A 15,210-nucleotide genomic window follows, 5' to 3' on the forward strand; every position below is an offset into this window, starting at 1 on the left:
GCAACCGCTGTGCCAGCCCCGGCCGGTGCGACCAAGGCATTGACGGAACTATCGAATCGGTTGGAGATCGGGGGCGGCTTACGGGAAAATGCGGGGGTCCTCCTTGCTGCAATGCAAAGCGGCTGCCTAATAATTCATCGGCAGATTCTGCATAATTATGCGGCACCGGTATGTGTTGCGGATATTTCGGGCAGATAACGCTGGGGAATGAATGGCGCCCGGCTGAGGCGGGGCGCCGATGACCCGGTCTTCAATTTTCTTTAACCATAACGGGGTCACCTCGAATTCGGACCCGAGCCAGGAGAGGCCTCATGAGCGTCAGCGAGACCGTCAGGGTCCCGGACAAGGCCGGCTGGCGCGAGGCCGCCGCCGTCTATTTCCGGCGCGACGTTCTGGTGGTGCTGTTCCTGGGCTTCGCCGCCGGCCTGCCGCTGGCGCTCTCCGGCTCGACGCTGCTGGTCTGGATGGCCGAGAGTTCGGTCAACCTGACCACCATTGGCCTGTTCGCCCTGGTCGGCACGCCCTACACGATCAAGTTCCTCTGGGCGCCGGTCGTCGACGCGCTCGACATCCCCATTCTCTCCGCCTGGCTCGGCCGCCGGCGCGGCTGGCTGATCTTCAGCCAGATCCTGCTGATGGCGGCGATCGTCTTCCTCGGCTTCCAGAACCCCGACGTCTCGCCTTTCATGATCGCGGTCGGCGCCGTGCTGGTGGCGACCGCGTCCGCGACCCAGGACACGGTGATCGACGCCTATCGCGTCGAAAAGCTCGACACCTCCGAACAGGCCGCCGGCATGGGCTCCTATGTCGCGGCCTATCGCATCGGCATGCTGGTCTCGACGGCCGGCGCGCTGTTGATCGTCTCCTATTTCGAGAAGATCCAGGGCTTCTCCAAGGCGACCTCCTGGTCGCTCGGCTATTGCGTCATGGCCGGTTTCGTCCTGGTCGGCATGATCACGACGCTGATCGCCCGCGAACCCGCGCGCTCGGCCGAGGCGGTCGAGCGCGCGCGCGCCGAGGGCAATCCGCTGGCGCGGGTCTCCTCCGCCGCTGTTGGCGCCTTCTCCGAATTCCTGACCCGCGACATGGCCTTCGTCGTGCTGGCCTTCGTCGTGCTGTTCAAGTTCTGCGACGCCTTTGTCGGCGCCATGACCGGCCCCTTCGTCATCCGCGGCATGGGTTACAGCCGCGAGGAATATGCCGCGATCGTCAAGGGGGTCGGGCTGGTGGCAACCCTCGGCGGCGGTTTCGCCGGTGGCTTCGTGGCGCGCGCGCTGGATCTCAGGACCAGCCTCTGGCTCGCCGGTTTCCTGCAGATGGCCTCGAATCTCGTCTTCGCGCTGCAGGCCCAGGCCGGCGTCAGCTACGGCATGCTGGCTTTCGTCATCGTCGTGGAGAATTTCACCGGCGCCATCGGCACGGTGATCTTCGTCGCCTATCTCTCCTCCCTGTGCAATTCGCCGCTGCACACGGCGACCCAATATGCGCTGCTGGCGGCCTTGGCCGCGGTCGGGCGCACCTATCTGTCGGCGCCGGCCGGCTGGCTCGCCGGCCAGACCGGCTGGTTCTGGTTCTTCGTCCTGTCCTGCCTGACCGCCATTCCGAGTTTCCTCTTGCTCTGGTGGCTGCAGGCGCGCGGCCATTTCGATGCGCTGGCCCGGCCGACCGGCCCGCTATCGGCCGACGACTGACGCCATGGCCAGCCCCGTCTTCCGTTCCTCCGGCGACCTCATTGCCGACCGCCGTTACGACTACGCCATGGCGTCGAAGGACGAGGGCGATTGGGTCGCCAGCGCCGACCTGCTGCGCCAGGTGCTCGACATCGCGCCCGGCTGGGCCGCTGCCTGGTTCGCGCTCGGCGAGGTCGAGCAGGCGCAAGGGCTGACCGATCAGGCGATCGCGGCATTCCGGGCCGCGCGCGAGCACGATCCGGCCGATGCGCTCGGCGCCGGCCTCATGTTGGCGCGCCTCGCCGCGGCCGACAGCGCCACCGCCATGTCTTCAGCCTATGTCGAGACCCTGTTCGACCAATATGCGACGCGTTTTGACCAGGCCTTGCGGGAGGGGCTCGGCTATCGCGGGCCGGAAATCCTGGTCGAGGCCGTCGCCGAGGCCTGCCGGCTGCGCGGCCGGCCGGCCGGGTTCGCCCATATGCTCGATCTCGGCTGCGGCACCGGGCTCGCCGCCGAGGCCTTCCGCTCGCATGTCGCGGCCATCGACGGTGTCGACCTCTCGGGCAAGATGGTCGAGATCGCCGCGGCCAAGGGCCTCTATGCCAAGGTCGAGGCCGGCGATCTCCTGGCCTATCTCGGCCGCCAGCCGGAGGCGGGCGCCGATCTGGTCGTCGCCGCCGACGTCTTCGTCTATTGCGCCGATCTTGGCACCATCCTCGCGGAAAGCGCGCGGGCATTGCGGTCGGGCGGGCTGCTCGCCTTCACGGTCGAGACTCATGGCGGTGACGGCGTCGTGCTCGGCGCCGGCCTTCGTTATGCCCATACCGAGGCCTACCTGCGTCTGGCCATGACCGGCCTGCCGCTCGATATCGTCGTCTGCCAGCAGGTTTCGACCCGGCGCGAGGGCAAGATGCCGGTTCCCGGCCTGGTCGTCGTGGCCGAGCGATCGGCGTGAGCGTGGGCGATCCGCGTCCGGATCATTATGTCCCCGATTGACGCTGGACCGCGGCGGGGCCACAGCATCGCTGCATGAACTATCGCCACGCCTACCATGCCGGAAACCCGGCCGATGTGATCAAGCACGCCGTCCTGGCCTTCGTGATCGACTATCTCCTGCAGAAGCCGGCGCCGATCCGGGTGATCGACACCCATGCCGGCATCGGCCGCTACGACCTGACCTCGGATGCCGCCGAGCGCACCGGCGAGTGGGTCGAGGGCATTGGCCGGCTCTGGGGCCAGGCCATTCCTGATGACCTGGAGGCCTTTCTCGGCCCCTATCTCGACCTGGTCGCAAGGCTCAATCCCGACGGCCGCCTGCGGTTTTATCCCGGCAGTCCGGAGATCGCCCGGCTGATGACCCGGCCGACCGACGGCATCACCTGCTGCGAGCTGCATCCGGAGGATGGCGCGTCGCTGGCCGCGCTCTACGGCCGTGAGAAGCGCATCAAGGTGATCAATCTCGACGGCTGGCTGGCGCCGAAGGCCTTCCTGCCGCCCAAGGAGAAGCGCGGGCTGGTGCTGATCGATCCGCCTTTCGAGGAGCGCGCCGACTATGACCGGCTCGTCGAGGCGCTGAGCCTCGGCCACAAGCGCTGGGCCGGCGGCGTGTTCATCCTGTGGTATCCGGTCAAGGACGGCGCCGAGGTCCGGCGCTTCCACCGGATGATCGCAGATCTCGGCCTGCCGAAATGCCAGACGATCGAGGCGACCTGGCGCGCCGTCGACGGCGAGCGCCTGTCGGGCGCCGGTCTCGTCACCGTCAATGCGCCGTTCACGCTGGCGCCGACATGCCGGGCGGCGGCCCGCCTGCTCTGGGACGCGTTGCGTGTGCCGAACGGACGGCTGACCGTCACCGGCGACGCGGATTAGCCGGGCCGTCAGGGATCCGTGCGCAGGTTCAGCTGCTTCGCCGTGTCGACGACGAACAGGGCCAGTGCCGCACCGACGGCAAGACCGATGGCGACGATGGCGAGATCGGCTAAGGCAAGTTCGATCATGACAAACCCCTGAAAGGCTCGGGTGACGGTCGTCATCCGCGGCTTCGGCCGTCGGGGTTTCGCCTGCGGCTCACGACAGGGGTATGGTTTCGCGATTTGTGCGTTGCAGCAATGATGCTTTCGATGTGCTGCAATGCAACATTGCGATGCCTACCGATGCGCCTGCCCGTCGCCCCCGGCGGCCAAGGCCTGGAGCGCGATCCTGAAGTTTGGATGTAACAGCTTAACAGACAGTTCACCTTTCAGGCGAGCGTTCGACACCCTCTTGCACTCGCCGTAGAAGCTCAGGCCCATGGGCGACAGCCCGGCCTGGTCGATCGGGATATCCGGCGGCACCGGCAGGCCGAGCATGTCGGCCGCATAGCTCACCACATCCTGGGCCGGCGAGGGCTCGTCGTCGGTGACGTTGATCACGCCGTCGTAGCGCTTGTCGAAGGCGGCGAGCACAGCGGCTGCGATATCGTCGACATGGATCCGGTTGAACACCTGGCCCGGCTTGATGATACGCCGCGCGGTGCCGCGCCGGAGATTGACCAGGGCATTGTTGCCCGGGCCGTAAATGCCGGAAAGGCGCAGCAAGGCGACCGGCACGCCCGCCGCCCTGCCGAGCGCGGTCCAGGCGGCTTCGGCCTCCAGCCGCTCGACGCTGCGCGGGCTGACCGGCTTGGGTGGCGTCGTTTCGTCGACCCAGCCGCCCTGGTGGTCGCCATAGACGCCGACGGTCGAGAGATAGGCGATCGCGTCCGGCTTGCGCGCGGCGAGCGCCGTCCGGCACGTCTTGAGCACCGGGTCACCGGTTTCATCCGGCGGGGCCGACACGAGGACGTGGCCGGCCTCCGCGATGGCCGCGGCGAGTTCCGGCGAAAGGCCGGTGCCGTCGAACGGCAGGACCGTCATCGGCTGACCCTCGACCCCCTGGGCGGTGAGGGCCGCCGCGCGCTCCGGCGACCGCACGGTCGCGACGATACGCTGGTAGCGCCCGTTCGCGGCGCGCACCGTGGCCAGCGAGGAATAGCCCAGTCCGAAGATCAGAAGCGTCGTCATGAAGTCCATTCCTGCAGCACGTCGGGATCGGTTTCGGCGCGCCGGTCGAAACCGGCGAGCCTTTCGGGGGCAAGCTGGCGCAGCGCCCAGACGGCGGCGCCGCGTACCAGGGCCGAGGCATCGGTCATCAGGCGCTCGGCTTCGGCCGCCAGCTGGAGGTCGCCGCTATTGCCGATGGCGATCAGCACATTGCGGATGAAGCGGTCGCGGCCGATCCGCTTGACCGGGCTTTTCGAGAACAGCAGGCGGAAGCCCGGATCGTCGAGCCTGGCGAGATCGGCGAGCGCCGGCCGGCGCAAGCCGTCGCGCGCGGCGAGCTTCATCTCCTGGCCTTGCCTGGCGAACTTGTTCCAAGGGCAGACCGCCAGGCAATCGTCGCAGCCATAGATGCGGTTGCCCATCGCCTCGCGGAATTCGTGCGGGATCGGGCCCTTGTGCTCGATGGTCAGGTAGCTGATGCAGCGCCGGGCATCGAGGCGATAGGGGGCGGGGAAGGCCGCGGTCGGGCAGGCGTCCAGACAGGCCCGGCAGGAGCCGCAGCGGTTGGTCTCCGGCTGGTCGGCGGCAAGTTCGAGCGTCGTCATGATCGAGCCGAGAAACAGCCAGGAGCCGAATTCGCGCGACACCAGGTTGGTGTGCTTGCCCTGCCAGCCGAGGCCGGCGGCCGCCGCCAGCGGCTTTTCCATCAGCGGTGCGGTGTCGACGAACACTTTCAGCTCGCAGCCGGTCTGCTCGGCGAGCCAGCGGCCGAGGGCCTTCAGCCGCGACTTGACGAGATCGTGATAGTCGTCGCCGCGGGCATAGACCGAGAGCAGCCCGGCCGAGCGGTCGGCGAGCCCGTCCAGGGGGTTCTCGTCGGGTCCGTAGTTGAGGCCGAGCATGATGACGCTGCGCGCCGCCGGCCAGAGCACGCCCGGATCGGCGCGTCGCGCGACGGTTTCTTCCATCCAGGTCATGGCGCCGTGAAAGCCGTCGGCGATCGCCTCGGCCAGCCGCGGCGCGGCCTCGGGGATGGCCGCGGGCGTGGTGAAGCCGATGGCGGTGAAGCCCTGGGCACGCGCCTCGTCGGTGATCGCCTGGCGCAGGGCGGCCGGATCGCTCAGAAGTCGAGATCGGCGTAGGTCGCGCTCGCGGGTGTTCCGACCACCCGGTCGGCCAGGAGCGGGCGGAAGGACGGGCGCGACTTCACCCGCGCATACCAATCCTTGGCTGTCTCGTCGTCGTTCCACGGCACGTCGCCCAGATAGTCGACGACCGACAGGTGGGCGGCCGCGACGAGATCGGCGTAGCTCAATTCGGGTCCGGCAAGCCAGTCGTTCCGTGCGGCGAGCCAGCCGATATAACGAATATGATAACGGATATTGGCCCGCGCCGCGCGCAGGGCGTTGGTGTCCGGGGCGCCACCGCCGTGCTCGGGCTTCATGAACCGCTTGTCGATCTTCTCGGCGACCAGCGGGCCCGACACTTCCTCGAAGAATTTGACGTTGAACCAATGCATCAGGCGACGGACCTCGACCCGCGCGATGGCGCCCTGCGGCATCAGGCGGCGATCGGTCTCGGATTGGTCGAGCTCGTCGAAATAGGCAGCAATGATCTCGGAGCCCGGGATCGCAAGCCCGCTCCCGACCGTGAGGATCGGCGTGGTGCCTTCGGGATTGAGCCGAAGGAACTCTTCGCGCCGCTCCCAGGGCCGTTCCTCGATGAGTTCCACCTCGACCCCGCGTTCGGCCAGAATCAATCTGACGAAGCGAGAATGAGGACAGAAGAATCGATGGTGCAATTGCATACGATCAAACCTGGACGGCCCGCAATCGACGGACCCGATGTGGTTTTTCGATGACATGTGGTTCGGAAGTGGCGTGAATAACCTCCCCGCGCCGGCGAAACAACCTCGGGATTTGCATGGCGAGTTTAACGCCGTGTCATGCTTAACCGTTCATGAAGGTGGTTGCGCTATGACACCGCCCATGCCGGCCTTGCTCATTCGGAGAGAACCATGGACATCGCCAATCTTGCCAAGGCGCTGGTCCTCGGCGTCGTCGAGGGGGGAACCGAGTTCATTCCGGTCTCCTCGACCGGCCATCTGATCCTGCTGGGGCATTTCCTCGGCTTCCAGTCGACCGGCAAGACCTTCGAGGTGCTGATCCAGCTCGGTGCCATCCTGGCCATCGTGCTGGTCTATTTCACCCGGCTCCTGGGCGTCGTCCTGTGCCTGCCGACCGATGCCTGGGCGCGCCGCTTCGTCATTTCGGTGCTGGTCGCCTTCCTGCCGGCGGCGGTGCTGGGGGCAGCCCTGCACGGCACCATCAAGTCGCTGTTCGAGCGGCCGGATCTCGTCTGCGTGGCGCTGATCGTCGGCGGCGTGGTGCTGTTGTTCGTCGATCGGCTGAAGCTCGAGCCGACCGAGGACAATGCCTTCCGCTTTTCGCCGATGCTGGCGCTGAAGATCGGCCTTTGCCAGTGCGCGGCGCTGTTTCCCGGCGTTTCCCGGTCGGGCTCCACCATTGTCGGCGCGCTCCTGTTCGGCGCCACCAAGCGGGCGGCGGCCGAGTTTTCGTTCTTTCTCGCCATGCCGACCATGGCCGGGGCCTTCGCCTACGACCTCTATAAGAACTACAAGCTGCTCGATTTCGCCGATGTCACGACCATCGGAGTCGGCTTCGTCGCCGCCTTCATCGCCGGCCTGTTCGTCGTCCGCGTCCTGCTCGACTATGTCAGCCGCCACGGCTTCGCGTTGTTCGCCTGGTGGCGGATCATCGTCGGCACGCTCGGCCTGATCGGGCTCTTCGTGTTCCACTGAGCGCCGGCCCGCGCGGCCGGGCAGGCGCGCGCGGGCAATCGCCTCACTGGGCCTGCTCGGTGAACTGGCCGCGCTTGCGGAAGCGCCAGAGATAGCTCGGCACGATCGCTTCCACCGATTTCGGCCGGATGCCGAGGCCCTCGAGCGTGCGGCCGTCGGCGCTGGCGCCGGTGCTCACGACATTGTCCGACTTCAGGTATTTGACCTGGTCGGGGGTCAGCGGCGCGCCCGGCACATATTGCAGGAACTTCGCCTGGAACGCGGCGAGCCCGAACGGCAGCGACATCAGCAGCCGCTTGCGTCCGGTCGTCTCCAGGATGAATTCGATCAGGTCCTTGAAGCTCTTCACCGCCGGGCCGCCGAGCTCGTAGACCGCGCCGGGCTTGGTCTTGCCGTCGATGGCCGCCATGACCGCGTCGGCGACGTCGCCGACGAAGACCGGCTGGAACCGGGTCTCGCCGCCGCCGATCAGCGGCAGCACCGGCAGCATGCGCGCCATGGCGGCGAAGCGGTTGAAGAAATCGTCCTCGGGGCCGAACACGACCGAGGGACGCAGGATCACCGCGTCGGGGCGCTGGCGCAGCACGCCGGCTTCGCCCGCGGCTTTGGTGCGGGCATAGAGTGCTTCCGCCTCGACATCGGCGCCGATCGCCGAAAGATGGACCATGCGCGCACCGGCGTCGGCCGCCGCGCGGGCCACCGTCTCGGCGCCGCGCGCCTGCACGGCGTCGAACTTCTGCCGGCCGGATTCATGCATGATGCCGACGCAGTTGACGACCACCTCGGCGCCTTCGGCGGCATGGCGCACCGAGTCGGGGTAGCGCAGGTTGGCCTGCACCGCGTTGATCTGGCCAACCGCGCCGAGCGGCTGCAAATGGCCGGCGAGATCCGGCCGGCGCACCGCGACGCGGATGCGGAAGCCGCGCCGGGCGAGCGCCCTGACCACATGTCGTCCGATGAAACCCGAACCGCCGTAAACCGTCACGAGCCGGTCGAAGGTCTGCATCTCGTGCCCCTTTGCAATCGCATCGAATGCCGGGTGATTAGTCCATTTCCAAACAGCCGTACAGAGCGACATGGCATGGCCGGACGCCGATCGGCTCAACCCCCTGGCTCAGACGTCCTGGCTGCGCCGGGCGCGGCCCGACACGAGAAACACCCCGAGTGCGATCAGCGCGGTGGCATTGATCGCGATGGCCAACGGCCAGGCGCTGTTGCCGAGGCCGTGGCCGACCAGGATGCCGGTCGCCGCGCCCGAGGCCATTTGAATGAAGCCGGCCAGCGACGATGCCGCGCCGGCCTTGTCGGGAAAAGGTTTCATGGCGCCGGCCAGCGCCTGCGGCATGGTCAGGCCGAAACCGCAGGTATAGATCGCCATCGGCACCAGGATGCCGGCCGGGCCGAGATGGCCGATGGCGAGCGCCGCCGCCATGCTCAGCCCGCCTAGAGTGAGCAGCGAGACGCCGGCGCGGATCGTCCAGGCTTCGCCCTTGCGCATGACCAGCCGGGTGCCGCCGAGGCTGCCCGAGACGAAACCGATGACGCTACTGGCGAAGGCGGCGCCTGCCGCCACCGGGTTCAGGCCATAGACGCCTTGCAGCACGAAGGACGATGCGGAAATGAACGAGAACAGCCCGGAATAGCCCGCCGCGAAGATCGCGGTATTGGCGATGAAGGTGCGGTTGACGATGATCTGGCCGAAGGTCCTGAGAATGCCGAGCGGCGAAATCGGCGCGGCCGATCGCTGCTTCAGGGTTTCCGGCAGGCTGAACACGACCAGGATCAGCGCAGCCAGCCCGAAGGCGAGCGCCGCGAAAAAGGTCGAGCGCCAGCCGAAGGTGACATGGAACAGGCCGCCGGCGATCGGCGCCAGCGCCGGCACCACGCTCATGATCGTGCCCATGACGGCCAGTTCCCGCGCCGCCCTGCGGCCTTCGTAGAGGTCGCGCACGATGGCGCGCGCCACGACGATCGGCCCGCCGGCGCCGAGCGCCTGGAGGAAGCGCGCCGCGGTCAGCATCTCGATCGAGGTCGCGGCCGCGCAGACCGTGGTGCCGATGCCGTAGAGCAGCAGGGCCGCGACCAGCACGGGCTTGCGGCCATATTTGTCGGAGATCGGGCCGTAGAAGATCTGGCCGACCGCGAAGCCGGCGAGAAAGGCCGACAGGGTCATCTGCACCTGGGCGGTGCTCGCGCCGAGCAGGCGGCCGATATCCGGCAGCGACGGCAGATACATGTCGGTCGACATCGGCCCGAGCCCGATCAGCACCGCCAGCAGGGCGGTCAGGGCGAAGGTATCGGGGCGCAACGGCATTGGCGGTTTCCGGGAACGGCGCCGGGTCTACGCGTCCGCCGTCGGGGTGTCGAGCCGCGGCTAGCCGGCGAAGGCGCCGAGCAGCCCTGCGGCGCCGAGCCAGATGACGGCATAACGCAAGGTCCGCGCGATGCCGGTCAGCACGGCCGTCGGCAGCAGCGGATAGCGGGCCATGCCGGCAACCACGGTGATCGGGTCGCCGACGACCGGCACCCAGCAGAGCAGCAGGGCGGCCCAGCCGAAGCGACCGAACAGCCGCTCGACCCGGGCGACCATGTCGGGCGGCAGCTTGAACCGGGCAAGCCAGGCGTGGCCGGCCTGACTGTCGGCGCCGCGCGCAATCAGCGTGCCGATCCACCAATTGGTAAGGCCACCCGCGGTATTGGCTGCGGTCGCGACCAGAAACAGCGCCAGGGGGTGCTGATAGCCGGCCGCGAGAAATCCGATGAAGACCAGTTCCGATCCACCCGGCAGCAAGGTCGCGGCCGAGAAGGCCGCGAAGGCCATGGTGGACAGGGTGGCGAGATCGGTGATCAAGCAGGGCTCCGTGGGCGGCGGGGAGGATGACCTGGGCCCGCCTGGCGGCGGCTCGGGCCGCCCGGCCAGCGGCCGGCGCGCTCTCTTGCCATTTCGGGTCCCTCTTGCACAGGGACTTTCACCGCCGTTTAATACGGCTCCGTAACGAGTTGGTGGGTGTCGATGGCCGTTCAGTTGCGTCCCGCCCAGGCGATCAAGCTGATGCACGACCTGTCGCTGGCCCTGGTGCACGACGGCGAGCCGGACCTGAGCGCGCGCCAGCTGGCCATCCTGCTGACCATTTATCTTGAGCCGCCGCCGCATCATGTGCGCGACCTCGCCGCCAAGCTGAAGGTCACCAAGCCGGTGATCACCCGAGCGCTCGACAGCATGGGCAAGCTCGAGCTGGTCTCGCGTCGCCGCGACGAGCGCGACCGGCGCGACGTCATCATTCAGCGCACGGTCAAAGGCGCGCTGGCGGTCGAGCGGATCGGCGACCTGGTCGTCGAGCAGGCGAAGACCCTGCCGCCGTGAGGCGTTGACGCCGGCCGTGCTAAGAGGACGGATATGAATGCCATGGATCGCCGCCTGACCCCCGCCCGCTCCGACCTCGCCGCCGCCAGCCTGAAGGGGCTGGTCGAGGCTGAGCGTTTCGTCGAGGGCCGTGCCGCGCGCGTCGCCGAACCGGTCGTGCCGCTGCGCGCCGTGCCGCGCGCCGACGCCATGCTCGACACCGAGCTGACCTATGGCGAGCCGGTCTCGATCTATGACGAGCGCGACGGCTGGGCCTATCTCCAGTCCACCCGCGACGGTTATGTCGGCTACGCGCCGGCCGGCGCTTTCGCGAGCGCGGCTGCCCCGGCGACCCATCGGGTGGCGGTGCTGCGGACCTTCCTCTATCCGGGCGCCAGCATCAAATTGCCGGTGCTCGGCCTGATCCCGATGAATGCCCGGGTCACGGTTACGGGCTTGAGCGGCGATTTCGCGGTCACCGACAGCGGCGCCCATGTCTTTGCCCGCCATCTCGCCGGCCGCGACACGCATGAGCCGGATTTCGTCGCCGTCGCCGAGCGCTATCTCGGCACGCCTTATCTGTGGGGCGGGCGCACCAGCCTCGGGCTCGATTGTTCGGGCCTGCTGCAGACCGCGCTGGAGGCCGCCGGCATTGCCGCGCCGCGCGATTCCGACATGCAGGAAAAGCAGCTTGGCGAGGCCTTCGCCCTGGCGCCGGACCTGTCGAACCTCCGGCGGGGCGACCTCGTGTTCTGGAAGGGCCATGTCGGCATCATGACGAGCCCGGCCGACCTCATCCATGCCAACGGCTATCACATGGCGGTGGCCTGCGAGCCGGTGGCCGAAGCCATCCGGCGCATCGCCGACAAATCCTTTGGTGCGGTGACCAGCGTGCGGCGCCTGGCCGGCGGCGTCAGGGACTGACCGTCCCGCCGGCGTTGGCGACGGCTGGTCTCAGCGGCAGCCGGACCGGCATTCCGAGCCGTCGAAGGTGGCGTCTTCGCCGATGGTCGAGATCCCGATGACGGTATTGTTGCGCTGCCAGGTGAACAGGCAGTTGGCCATGCCGGTGCCCGCGCAGGACAGCATTTCCGGCCGGTCCTTGCAGCGTGAGTCGCGGCCCGAGCAGCGATCCGCGCCGGGCAGGGTCACCGGTCGCCAGCCGACCGCCAGCAGGATGTTGCGGACGCTGGCATAGGGCGTGCCCCGGGTCAGGTTGGGCAGGCGTTCGGCGGCAGCCGCCGCGGTGGTCAGGGCCAGCAGCGATGCCAGCGCGAGAGCCGTCTTCCTCATTCCGATTCTCCGTCCGCGAATCGCCCCACCGGGGTCTTTGTCCCGTGCGGCCACGCCGCGCGCAAGCCGCGTCAGCTGCAGACCGGCTTGTCGCATTCGCGCACCGCCCGTACCGCGGATTCGATCGTGCCGCGTCCGGGCCAGCCGATGACGGCGACGCCGGCGATCAGCCAGGACGGTGTCGCGGCGAGATTGGTGGCATTGGCCAGCCGAACCGCCTGGGCCAGCATCTGGCCGGTTTCGGGCTTGTCGGCGAGAGCCTCGACCTCGTCGACATTGAGCCCCAGGTCCTTGGCGGCGTCGAGCGCGCGCAGGCCGTCGAACACGCCGCGCGCCGCCATCGAGATATCGAAGAACTGCCGCACCTTGGCGTCGCCGCCGATCAGCTTCACGGCATATTCGACCCGCGCGGCCTGGAACGACGGCAAGCCGAGGCTCGGCGCGTTGACGAAACGGATGCGCAGGTCCGGATCGGCCTCGGCCATCGCCTTCACGTCACCGGCCGCGCGCCGGCAATAGCCGCAATTGGAATCATAGATCTCGGTCAAGGTGATGTCGGCGCTGTCTGAGCCGATGGAGAAGCCGTTGTCGAGCTCGGCGATCTCGGTCTCCAGCTCGACCGGCACGCGAAAATTCGAGACCTCGCGTCCGTCCGGTCCCCGGATCGGAAACCAGGCCTCGTCCGCGACCGCCGACGAGAGCAGCATGGGAGCCGTGGCGGACAGGGCGGCGGCGGCGAGCAGGCGGCGGCGGGTCAGGATCATTGCAACATCATTGTCTGGCCAGGTGGCGGCACCATGGCCGCCGCGCCGCGCCAGGCAAGTCACGCCTGCGTGACGACGGCATGGCCGGTCGCGTCAGGCCGCGCGCACCGTCGTGACGAATTTCTCGACCTCGTGGCGCAGGTGACTGCTTTCGCGCGACAGGTCCTGGGCAGAGCCCAGAACCTGCGCCGAGGCCGATCCGGTCTCGGCAGCGCCGCGGCTGACATCGGAAATATTGGCCGCGACCTGGGCCGTGCCCTGGGCGGCCTCCTGGACGTTGCGGGAGATCTCCTCGGTCGCCGCGCCCTGCTGCTCCACGGCGGCGGCGATCGCCGCGGCGATCTCCGACAGCCGGCCGATCGTTCCGCCGATCTCCTTGATCGCGAGCACCGAATCCTGCGTCGCCGTCTGCATGGTGGCGATCTGCGCGCCGATCTCGTCGGTCGCCTTGGCGGTCTGGGTCGCCAAGGCCTTGACCTCCTGGGCGACGACCGCGAAGCCGCGGCCGGATTCGCCGGCGCGCGCCGCCTCGATCGTGGCGTTGAGCGCCAGAAGGTTGGTCTGCTGGGCGATCGCGGTGATCAGCTTCACCACGTCGCCGATCCGGCTGGCGGCGAGCGACAGCTCGGCGATGCGGGTATCGGTCAATTCGGCCTGCTTCACCGCCTCGAAGGCGATCTTGCTGGATTCCTCGACCTGCCGGCCGATCTCGGCGACCGAGCTGCTCATCTCCTCGGCGGCGCTCGCCACCGACTGGACGTTGCTCGACGCATCGTCGGAGGCGCCGGCGACCACGCCGGCGAGCTGCTGGGTGCTCTCGGCGGTGCGGGTCAACTGGCCGGCCGCCGTTTCGAGTTCGCCCGACGCCCTGGAAACCGCTGCGACGATATTGCCGACCGCCGACTGGAATTCGTCGGCGAGCCGGGCCATTTGCGTTTTGCGCTCGGTGGCCGAGCGCAGTTCGAGGGCCTTCTGTTCGCCGCGCAGCCGGTCGGCCTCGATCATGCTGTCCTTGAAGGTCTGCATGGCACCGCCGAGCGCGCCGATCTCGTCGCGCCGGCCGGCATAGGCGGTTTCGACGGTCAGGTCGCCGCCGGCAAGCTTCAGCATGGCCTCCTGCATGACCTTGAGCGGGCCGGTGACGCGACGCGACACCATCATGGTCATGGCGGCGGCGGCGACGATCACCGCTGCCAGAAGGCCGAGTTCGAAATAGAGCTTGGCGGTCGCCGCGGCCTGCTGCCGGGCGGCGTGGTCCTTGGCCGCGTTCAGCGCGGCATCGGCGACGCCGAGCAAGGTGGCGAGCTTGCCGACCGCGGCCGGCGTCCATTGCGCCGCCGTCACCCCGGGCGGCTGGCCGGCGGCAAGCGCGGTCAGGACCTTCAGGCGATAGGCGACATAATCCGGATCGAGATAGCCCTTTTTGGCGGCCGCGACCGCCTCGGCGAATTGCGGCGGCAGCGGCAGGCCGGCGGCGAGCTTTTCGAGTTCGGCCCAGGCGGTCTCGAGCCGGGTGTTGATGACGGCATATTTCACCAGCGGATCGGCCGGCAGGGCCTGGCCCGCCAGCGGATTGGAGATGAACACCGAAGCGTCGCCGGCGGCCTCGCGCGCGACCCAGGCGAGCTGTTTCAATTGCATCAGCTGGTCGATGAAGGCGTCATCCAGCTTGACCAGGTTGGTCATCTGTCCCGACAGCTTGTCGAGCAGTTCGATCATGCCGGTCGCGTGGGCGAAAAACTCCTGGGCAAGGCCCGCCCGCCGCTCGGCCTTCGGCTGCTGCACCGCCTGGGCGGCCTCGGCATGCAGGGCGGAAAGCCGGGTCACCGACTGGTCGAGATTGGCGACGAGCGGCGCGCCGGCCGCAAAATCGAGCCTGCGCAGCGCCACGAGGGCTGCCTTCAGGGCCGGCATCTCGGCTTCGCGGTTTTGCACGGTCTGCGGGTTCGGAGCGGTCAGGCGCGCCTCGCCGACGAGGTCGCGATTGGTGGTCGAGCGATCGACACGCAGATTGTGCAGCGCCGTGAACAGATGGGCGGTCGCTTCGCTGACGGTGGCGATGCGGCTTGCGGTGCGCAGTTGGGTCCAGGATGTCCAGGCGCCATTGGCCACGAGCCCGACGACGCCCAGGACGAGGATCGATATCACCGCCTTGAGCAGCGCATTCACCGACAGGCGATTCAACATTCAGCGGCTCCAGGAGACGGGTCTTTCCTGGAGCCGCAATTTCTAGGGAGTGCGTAAACGAACAGCTAAGAAATGTGGCGATTTGCCATGATCGAGATGGTAAATCGGC

Annotated in this window: 16 protein-coding genes; 6 read left to right on the forward strand and 10 right to left on the reverse strand. The window is 68.1% G+C overall.

Annotated elements, in window-relative coordinates; translation table 11 throughout:
• Positions 1-311: 311 nt before the first annotated feature.
• The 3 genes from AC07WJ_RS14365 to AC07WJ_RS14375 all read left to right on the forward strand — a co-directional run bounded on the left by AC07WJ_RS14365 (position 312) and on the right by AC07WJ_RS14375 (position 3,542).
• A complete protein-coding gene (locus AC07WJ_RS14365; RefSeq protein WP_494935263.1) occupies positions 312-1,691 on the forward strand; it encodes an AmpG family muropeptide MFS transporter in 1,380 nt (459 codons plus the stop codon).
• Positions 1,692-1,695: 4 nt separating this feature from the next.
• The gene (locus AC07WJ_RS14370; protein WP_494935264.1) at positions 1,696-2,628 is read left to right on the forward strand and encodes a class I SAM-dependent DNA methyltransferase; all 933 of its coding nucleotides are present in this window, start codon (positions 1,696-1,698) and stop codon (positions 2,626-2,628) included.
• Positions 2,629-2,702: 74 nt separating this feature from the next.
• The gene (locus tag AC07WJ_RS14375) at positions 2,703-3,542 is read left to right on the forward strand and encodes a 23S rRNA (adenine(2030)-N(6))-methyltransferase RlmJ (protein WP_494935265.1); all 840 of its coding nucleotides are present in this window, start codon (positions 2,703-2,705) and stop codon (positions 3,540-3,542) included.
• An 8-nt stretch (positions 3,543-3,550) separates the two neighbouring features.
• On the opposite strand, the gene AC07WJ_RS14380 is transcribed toward AC07WJ_RS14375, so the two are convergent.
• The 4 genes from AC07WJ_RS14380 to AC07WJ_RS14395 form a co-directional block, all read right to left on the reverse strand.
• On the reverse strand, positions 3,551-3,706 hold the full coding sequence (locus tag AC07WJ_RS14380; protein WP_494935266.1) for a hypothetical protein: 156 nt from the start codon (positions 3,704-3,706) through the stop codon (positions 3,551-3,553).
• Between the two features lie 114 nt (positions 3,707-3,820).
• Entirely contained in the window at positions 3,821-4,714 is an 894-nt protein-coding gene (locus tag AC07WJ_RS14385) for an SDR family oxidoreductase (RefSeq protein WP_494935267.1), read from the reverse strand.
• Positions 4,711-5,817 carry a tRNA epoxyqueuosine(34) reductase QueG gene (gene queG, locus AC07WJ_RS14390; protein WP_494935602.1) on the reverse strand — a complete coding sequence of 369 codons (1,107 nt, stop codon included), beginning with the start codon at positions 5,815-5,817 and terminating at the stop codon, positions 4,711-4,713. Before queG ends, AC07WJ_RS14385 begins: the two co-directional genes overlap by 4 nt.
• A complete protein-coding gene (locus AC07WJ_RS14395; protein ID WP_494935268.1) occupies positions 5,814-6,500 on the reverse strand; it encodes a glutathione S-transferase family protein in 687 nt (228 codons plus the stop codon). Before AC07WJ_RS14395 ends, queG begins: the two co-directional genes overlap by 4 nt.
• 210 nt (positions 6,501-6,710) lie before the next feature.
• Between AC07WJ_RS14395 and AC07WJ_RS14400 the strand changes: the two genes are divergently transcribed.
• Entirely contained in the window at positions 6,711-7,514 is an 804-nt protein-coding gene (locus AC07WJ_RS14400) for an undecaprenyl-diphosphate phosphatase (protein ID WP_494935269.1), read from the forward strand.
• A 43-nt stretch (positions 7,515-7,557) separates the two neighbouring features.
• Here the strand turns inward: AC07WJ_RS14400 and AC07WJ_RS14405 are convergent, their stop codons facing one another.
• The 3 genes from AC07WJ_RS14405 to AC07WJ_RS14415 all read right to left on the reverse strand — a co-directional run bounded on the left by AC07WJ_RS14405 (position 7,558) and on the right by AC07WJ_RS14415 (position 10,365).
• Positions 7,558-8,520, reverse strand: a complete 963-nt coding sequence (locus tag AC07WJ_RS14405) for a complex I NDUFA9 subunit family protein (protein ID WP_494935270.1) — start codon at positions 8,518-8,520, stop codon at positions 7,558-7,560.
• Between the two features lie 108 nt (positions 8,521-8,628).
• The gene (locus AC07WJ_RS14410) at positions 8,629-9,828 is read right to left on the reverse strand and encodes a multidrug effflux MFS transporter (RefSeq protein WP_494935271.1); all 1,200 of its coding nucleotides are present in this window, start codon (positions 9,826-9,828) and stop codon (positions 8,629-8,631) included.
• 60 nt (positions 9,829-9,888) lie between these two features.
• Positions 9,889-10,365: a YqaA family protein gene (locus AC07WJ_RS14415; RefSeq protein ID WP_494935272.1), complete on the reverse strand. Its 477-nt coding sequence runs from the start codon at positions 10,363-10,365 to the stop codon at positions 9,889-9,891.
• Between the two features lie 162 nt (positions 10,366-10,527).
• On the opposite strand from AC07WJ_RS14415, the gene AC07WJ_RS14420 reads away from it, so the two are divergent.
• Together AC07WJ_RS14420 and AC07WJ_RS14425 are read left to right on the forward strand one after the other, a co-directional pair.
• Positions 10,528-10,878, forward strand: a complete 351-nt coding sequence (locus AC07WJ_RS14420) for a MarR family transcriptional regulator (RefSeq protein ID WP_494935273.1) — start codon at positions 10,528-10,530, stop codon at positions 10,876-10,878.
• A 33-nt stretch (positions 10,879-10,911) separates the two neighbouring features.
• Positions 10,912-11,781, forward strand: coding sequence for a C40 family peptidase (locus tag AC07WJ_RS14425; protein ID WP_494935274.1), 870 nt, complete (start codon positions 10,912-10,914; stop codon positions 11,779-11,781).
• Between the two features lie 30 nt (positions 11,782-11,811).
• Here AC07WJ_RS14425 and AC07WJ_RS14430 read toward each other — a convergent pair whose 3' ends face one another.
• From AC07WJ_RS14430 to AC07WJ_RS14440, 3 genes are all read right to left on the reverse strand, one after another.
• Entirely contained in the window at positions 11,812-12,150 is a 339-nt protein-coding gene (locus AC07WJ_RS14430) for a hypothetical protein (protein ID WP_494935275.1), read from the reverse strand.
• Positions 12,151-12,221: 71 nt separating this feature from the next.
• A complete protein-coding gene (locus AC07WJ_RS14435; RefSeq protein WP_494935276.1) occupies positions 12,222-12,914 on the reverse strand; it encodes a DsbA family protein in 693 nt (230 codons plus the stop codon).
• Positions 12,915-13,007: 93 nt separating this feature from the next.
• Complete coding sequence (locus AC07WJ_RS14440) at positions 13,008-15,101, reverse strand: methyl-accepting chemotaxis protein (RefSeq protein WP_494935277.1); 2,094 nt, start codon at positions 15,099-15,101, stop codon at positions 13,008-13,010.
• Positions 15,102-15,210 lie beyond the last annotated feature (109 nt).

The sequence above is a fragment of the Phreatobacter sp. GW821-FHT04C01 genome (assembly GCF_059420385.1).

What these genes read in the sequence shown, in the direction of transcription:
- AC07WJ_RS14440 (WP_494935277.1), bottom strand. Translation starts at nt 15,101, where the DNA reads ATGTTGAATCGCCTGTCGGTGAATGCGCTGCTCAAGGCGGTGATATCG.
- AC07WJ_RS14435 (WP_494935276.1), bottom strand. Translation starts at nt 12,914, where the DNA reads ATGATCCTGACCCGCCGCCGCCTGCTCGCCGCCGCCGCCCTGTCCGCC.
- AC07WJ_RS14430 (WP_494935275.1), bottom strand. Translation starts at nt 12,150, where the DNA reads ATGAGGAAGACGGCTCTCGCGCTGGCATCGCTGCTGGCCCTGACCACC.
- AC07WJ_RS14375 (WP_494935265.1), top strand. Translation starts at nt 2,703, where the DNA reads ATGAACTATCGCCACGCCTACCATGCCGGAAACCCGGCCGATGTGATC.
- AC07WJ_RS14405 (WP_494935270.1), bottom strand. Translation starts at nt 8,520, where the DNA reads ATGCAGACCTTCGACCGGCTCGTGACGGTTTACGGCGGTTCGGGTTTC.
- AC07WJ_RS14395 (WP_494935268.1), bottom strand. Translation starts at nt 6,500, where the DNA reads ATGCAATTGCACCATCGATTCTTCTGTCCTCATTCTCGCTTCGTCAGA.
- AC07WJ_RS14400 (WP_494935269.1), top strand. Translation starts at nt 6,711, where the DNA reads ATGGACATCGCCAATCTTGCCAAGGCGCTGGTCCTCGGCGTCGTCGAG.
- AC07WJ_RS14425 (WP_494935274.1), top strand. Translation starts at nt 10,912, where the DNA reads ATGAATGCCATGGATCGCCGCCTGACCCCCGCCCGCTCCGACCTCGCC.
- AC07WJ_RS14410 (WP_494935271.1), bottom strand. Translation starts at nt 9,828, where the DNA reads ATGCCGTTGCGCCCCGATACCTTCGCCCTGACCGCCCTGCTGGCGGTG.
- AC07WJ_RS14365 (WP_494935263.1), top strand. Translation starts at nt 312, where the DNA reads ATGAGCGTCAGCGAGACCGTCAGGGTCCCGGACAAGGCCGGCTGGCGC.
- AC07WJ_RS14385 (WP_494935267.1), bottom strand. Translation starts at nt 4,714, where the DNA reads ATGACGACGCTTCTGATCTTCGGACTGGGCTATTCCTCGCTGGCCACG.
- AC07WJ_RS14370 (WP_494935264.1), top strand. Translation starts at nt 1,696, where the DNA reads ATGGCCAGCCCCGTCTTCCGTTCCTCCGGCGACCTCATTGCCGACCGC.
- AC07WJ_RS14380 (WP_494935266.1), bottom strand. Translation starts at nt 3,706, where the DNA reads ATGACGACCGTCACCCGAGCCTTTCAGGGGTTTGTCATGATCGAACTT.
- AC07WJ_RS14420 (WP_494935273.1), top strand. Translation starts at nt 10,528, where the DNA reads ATGGCCGTTCAGTTGCGTCCCGCCCAGGCGATCAAGCTGATGCACGAC.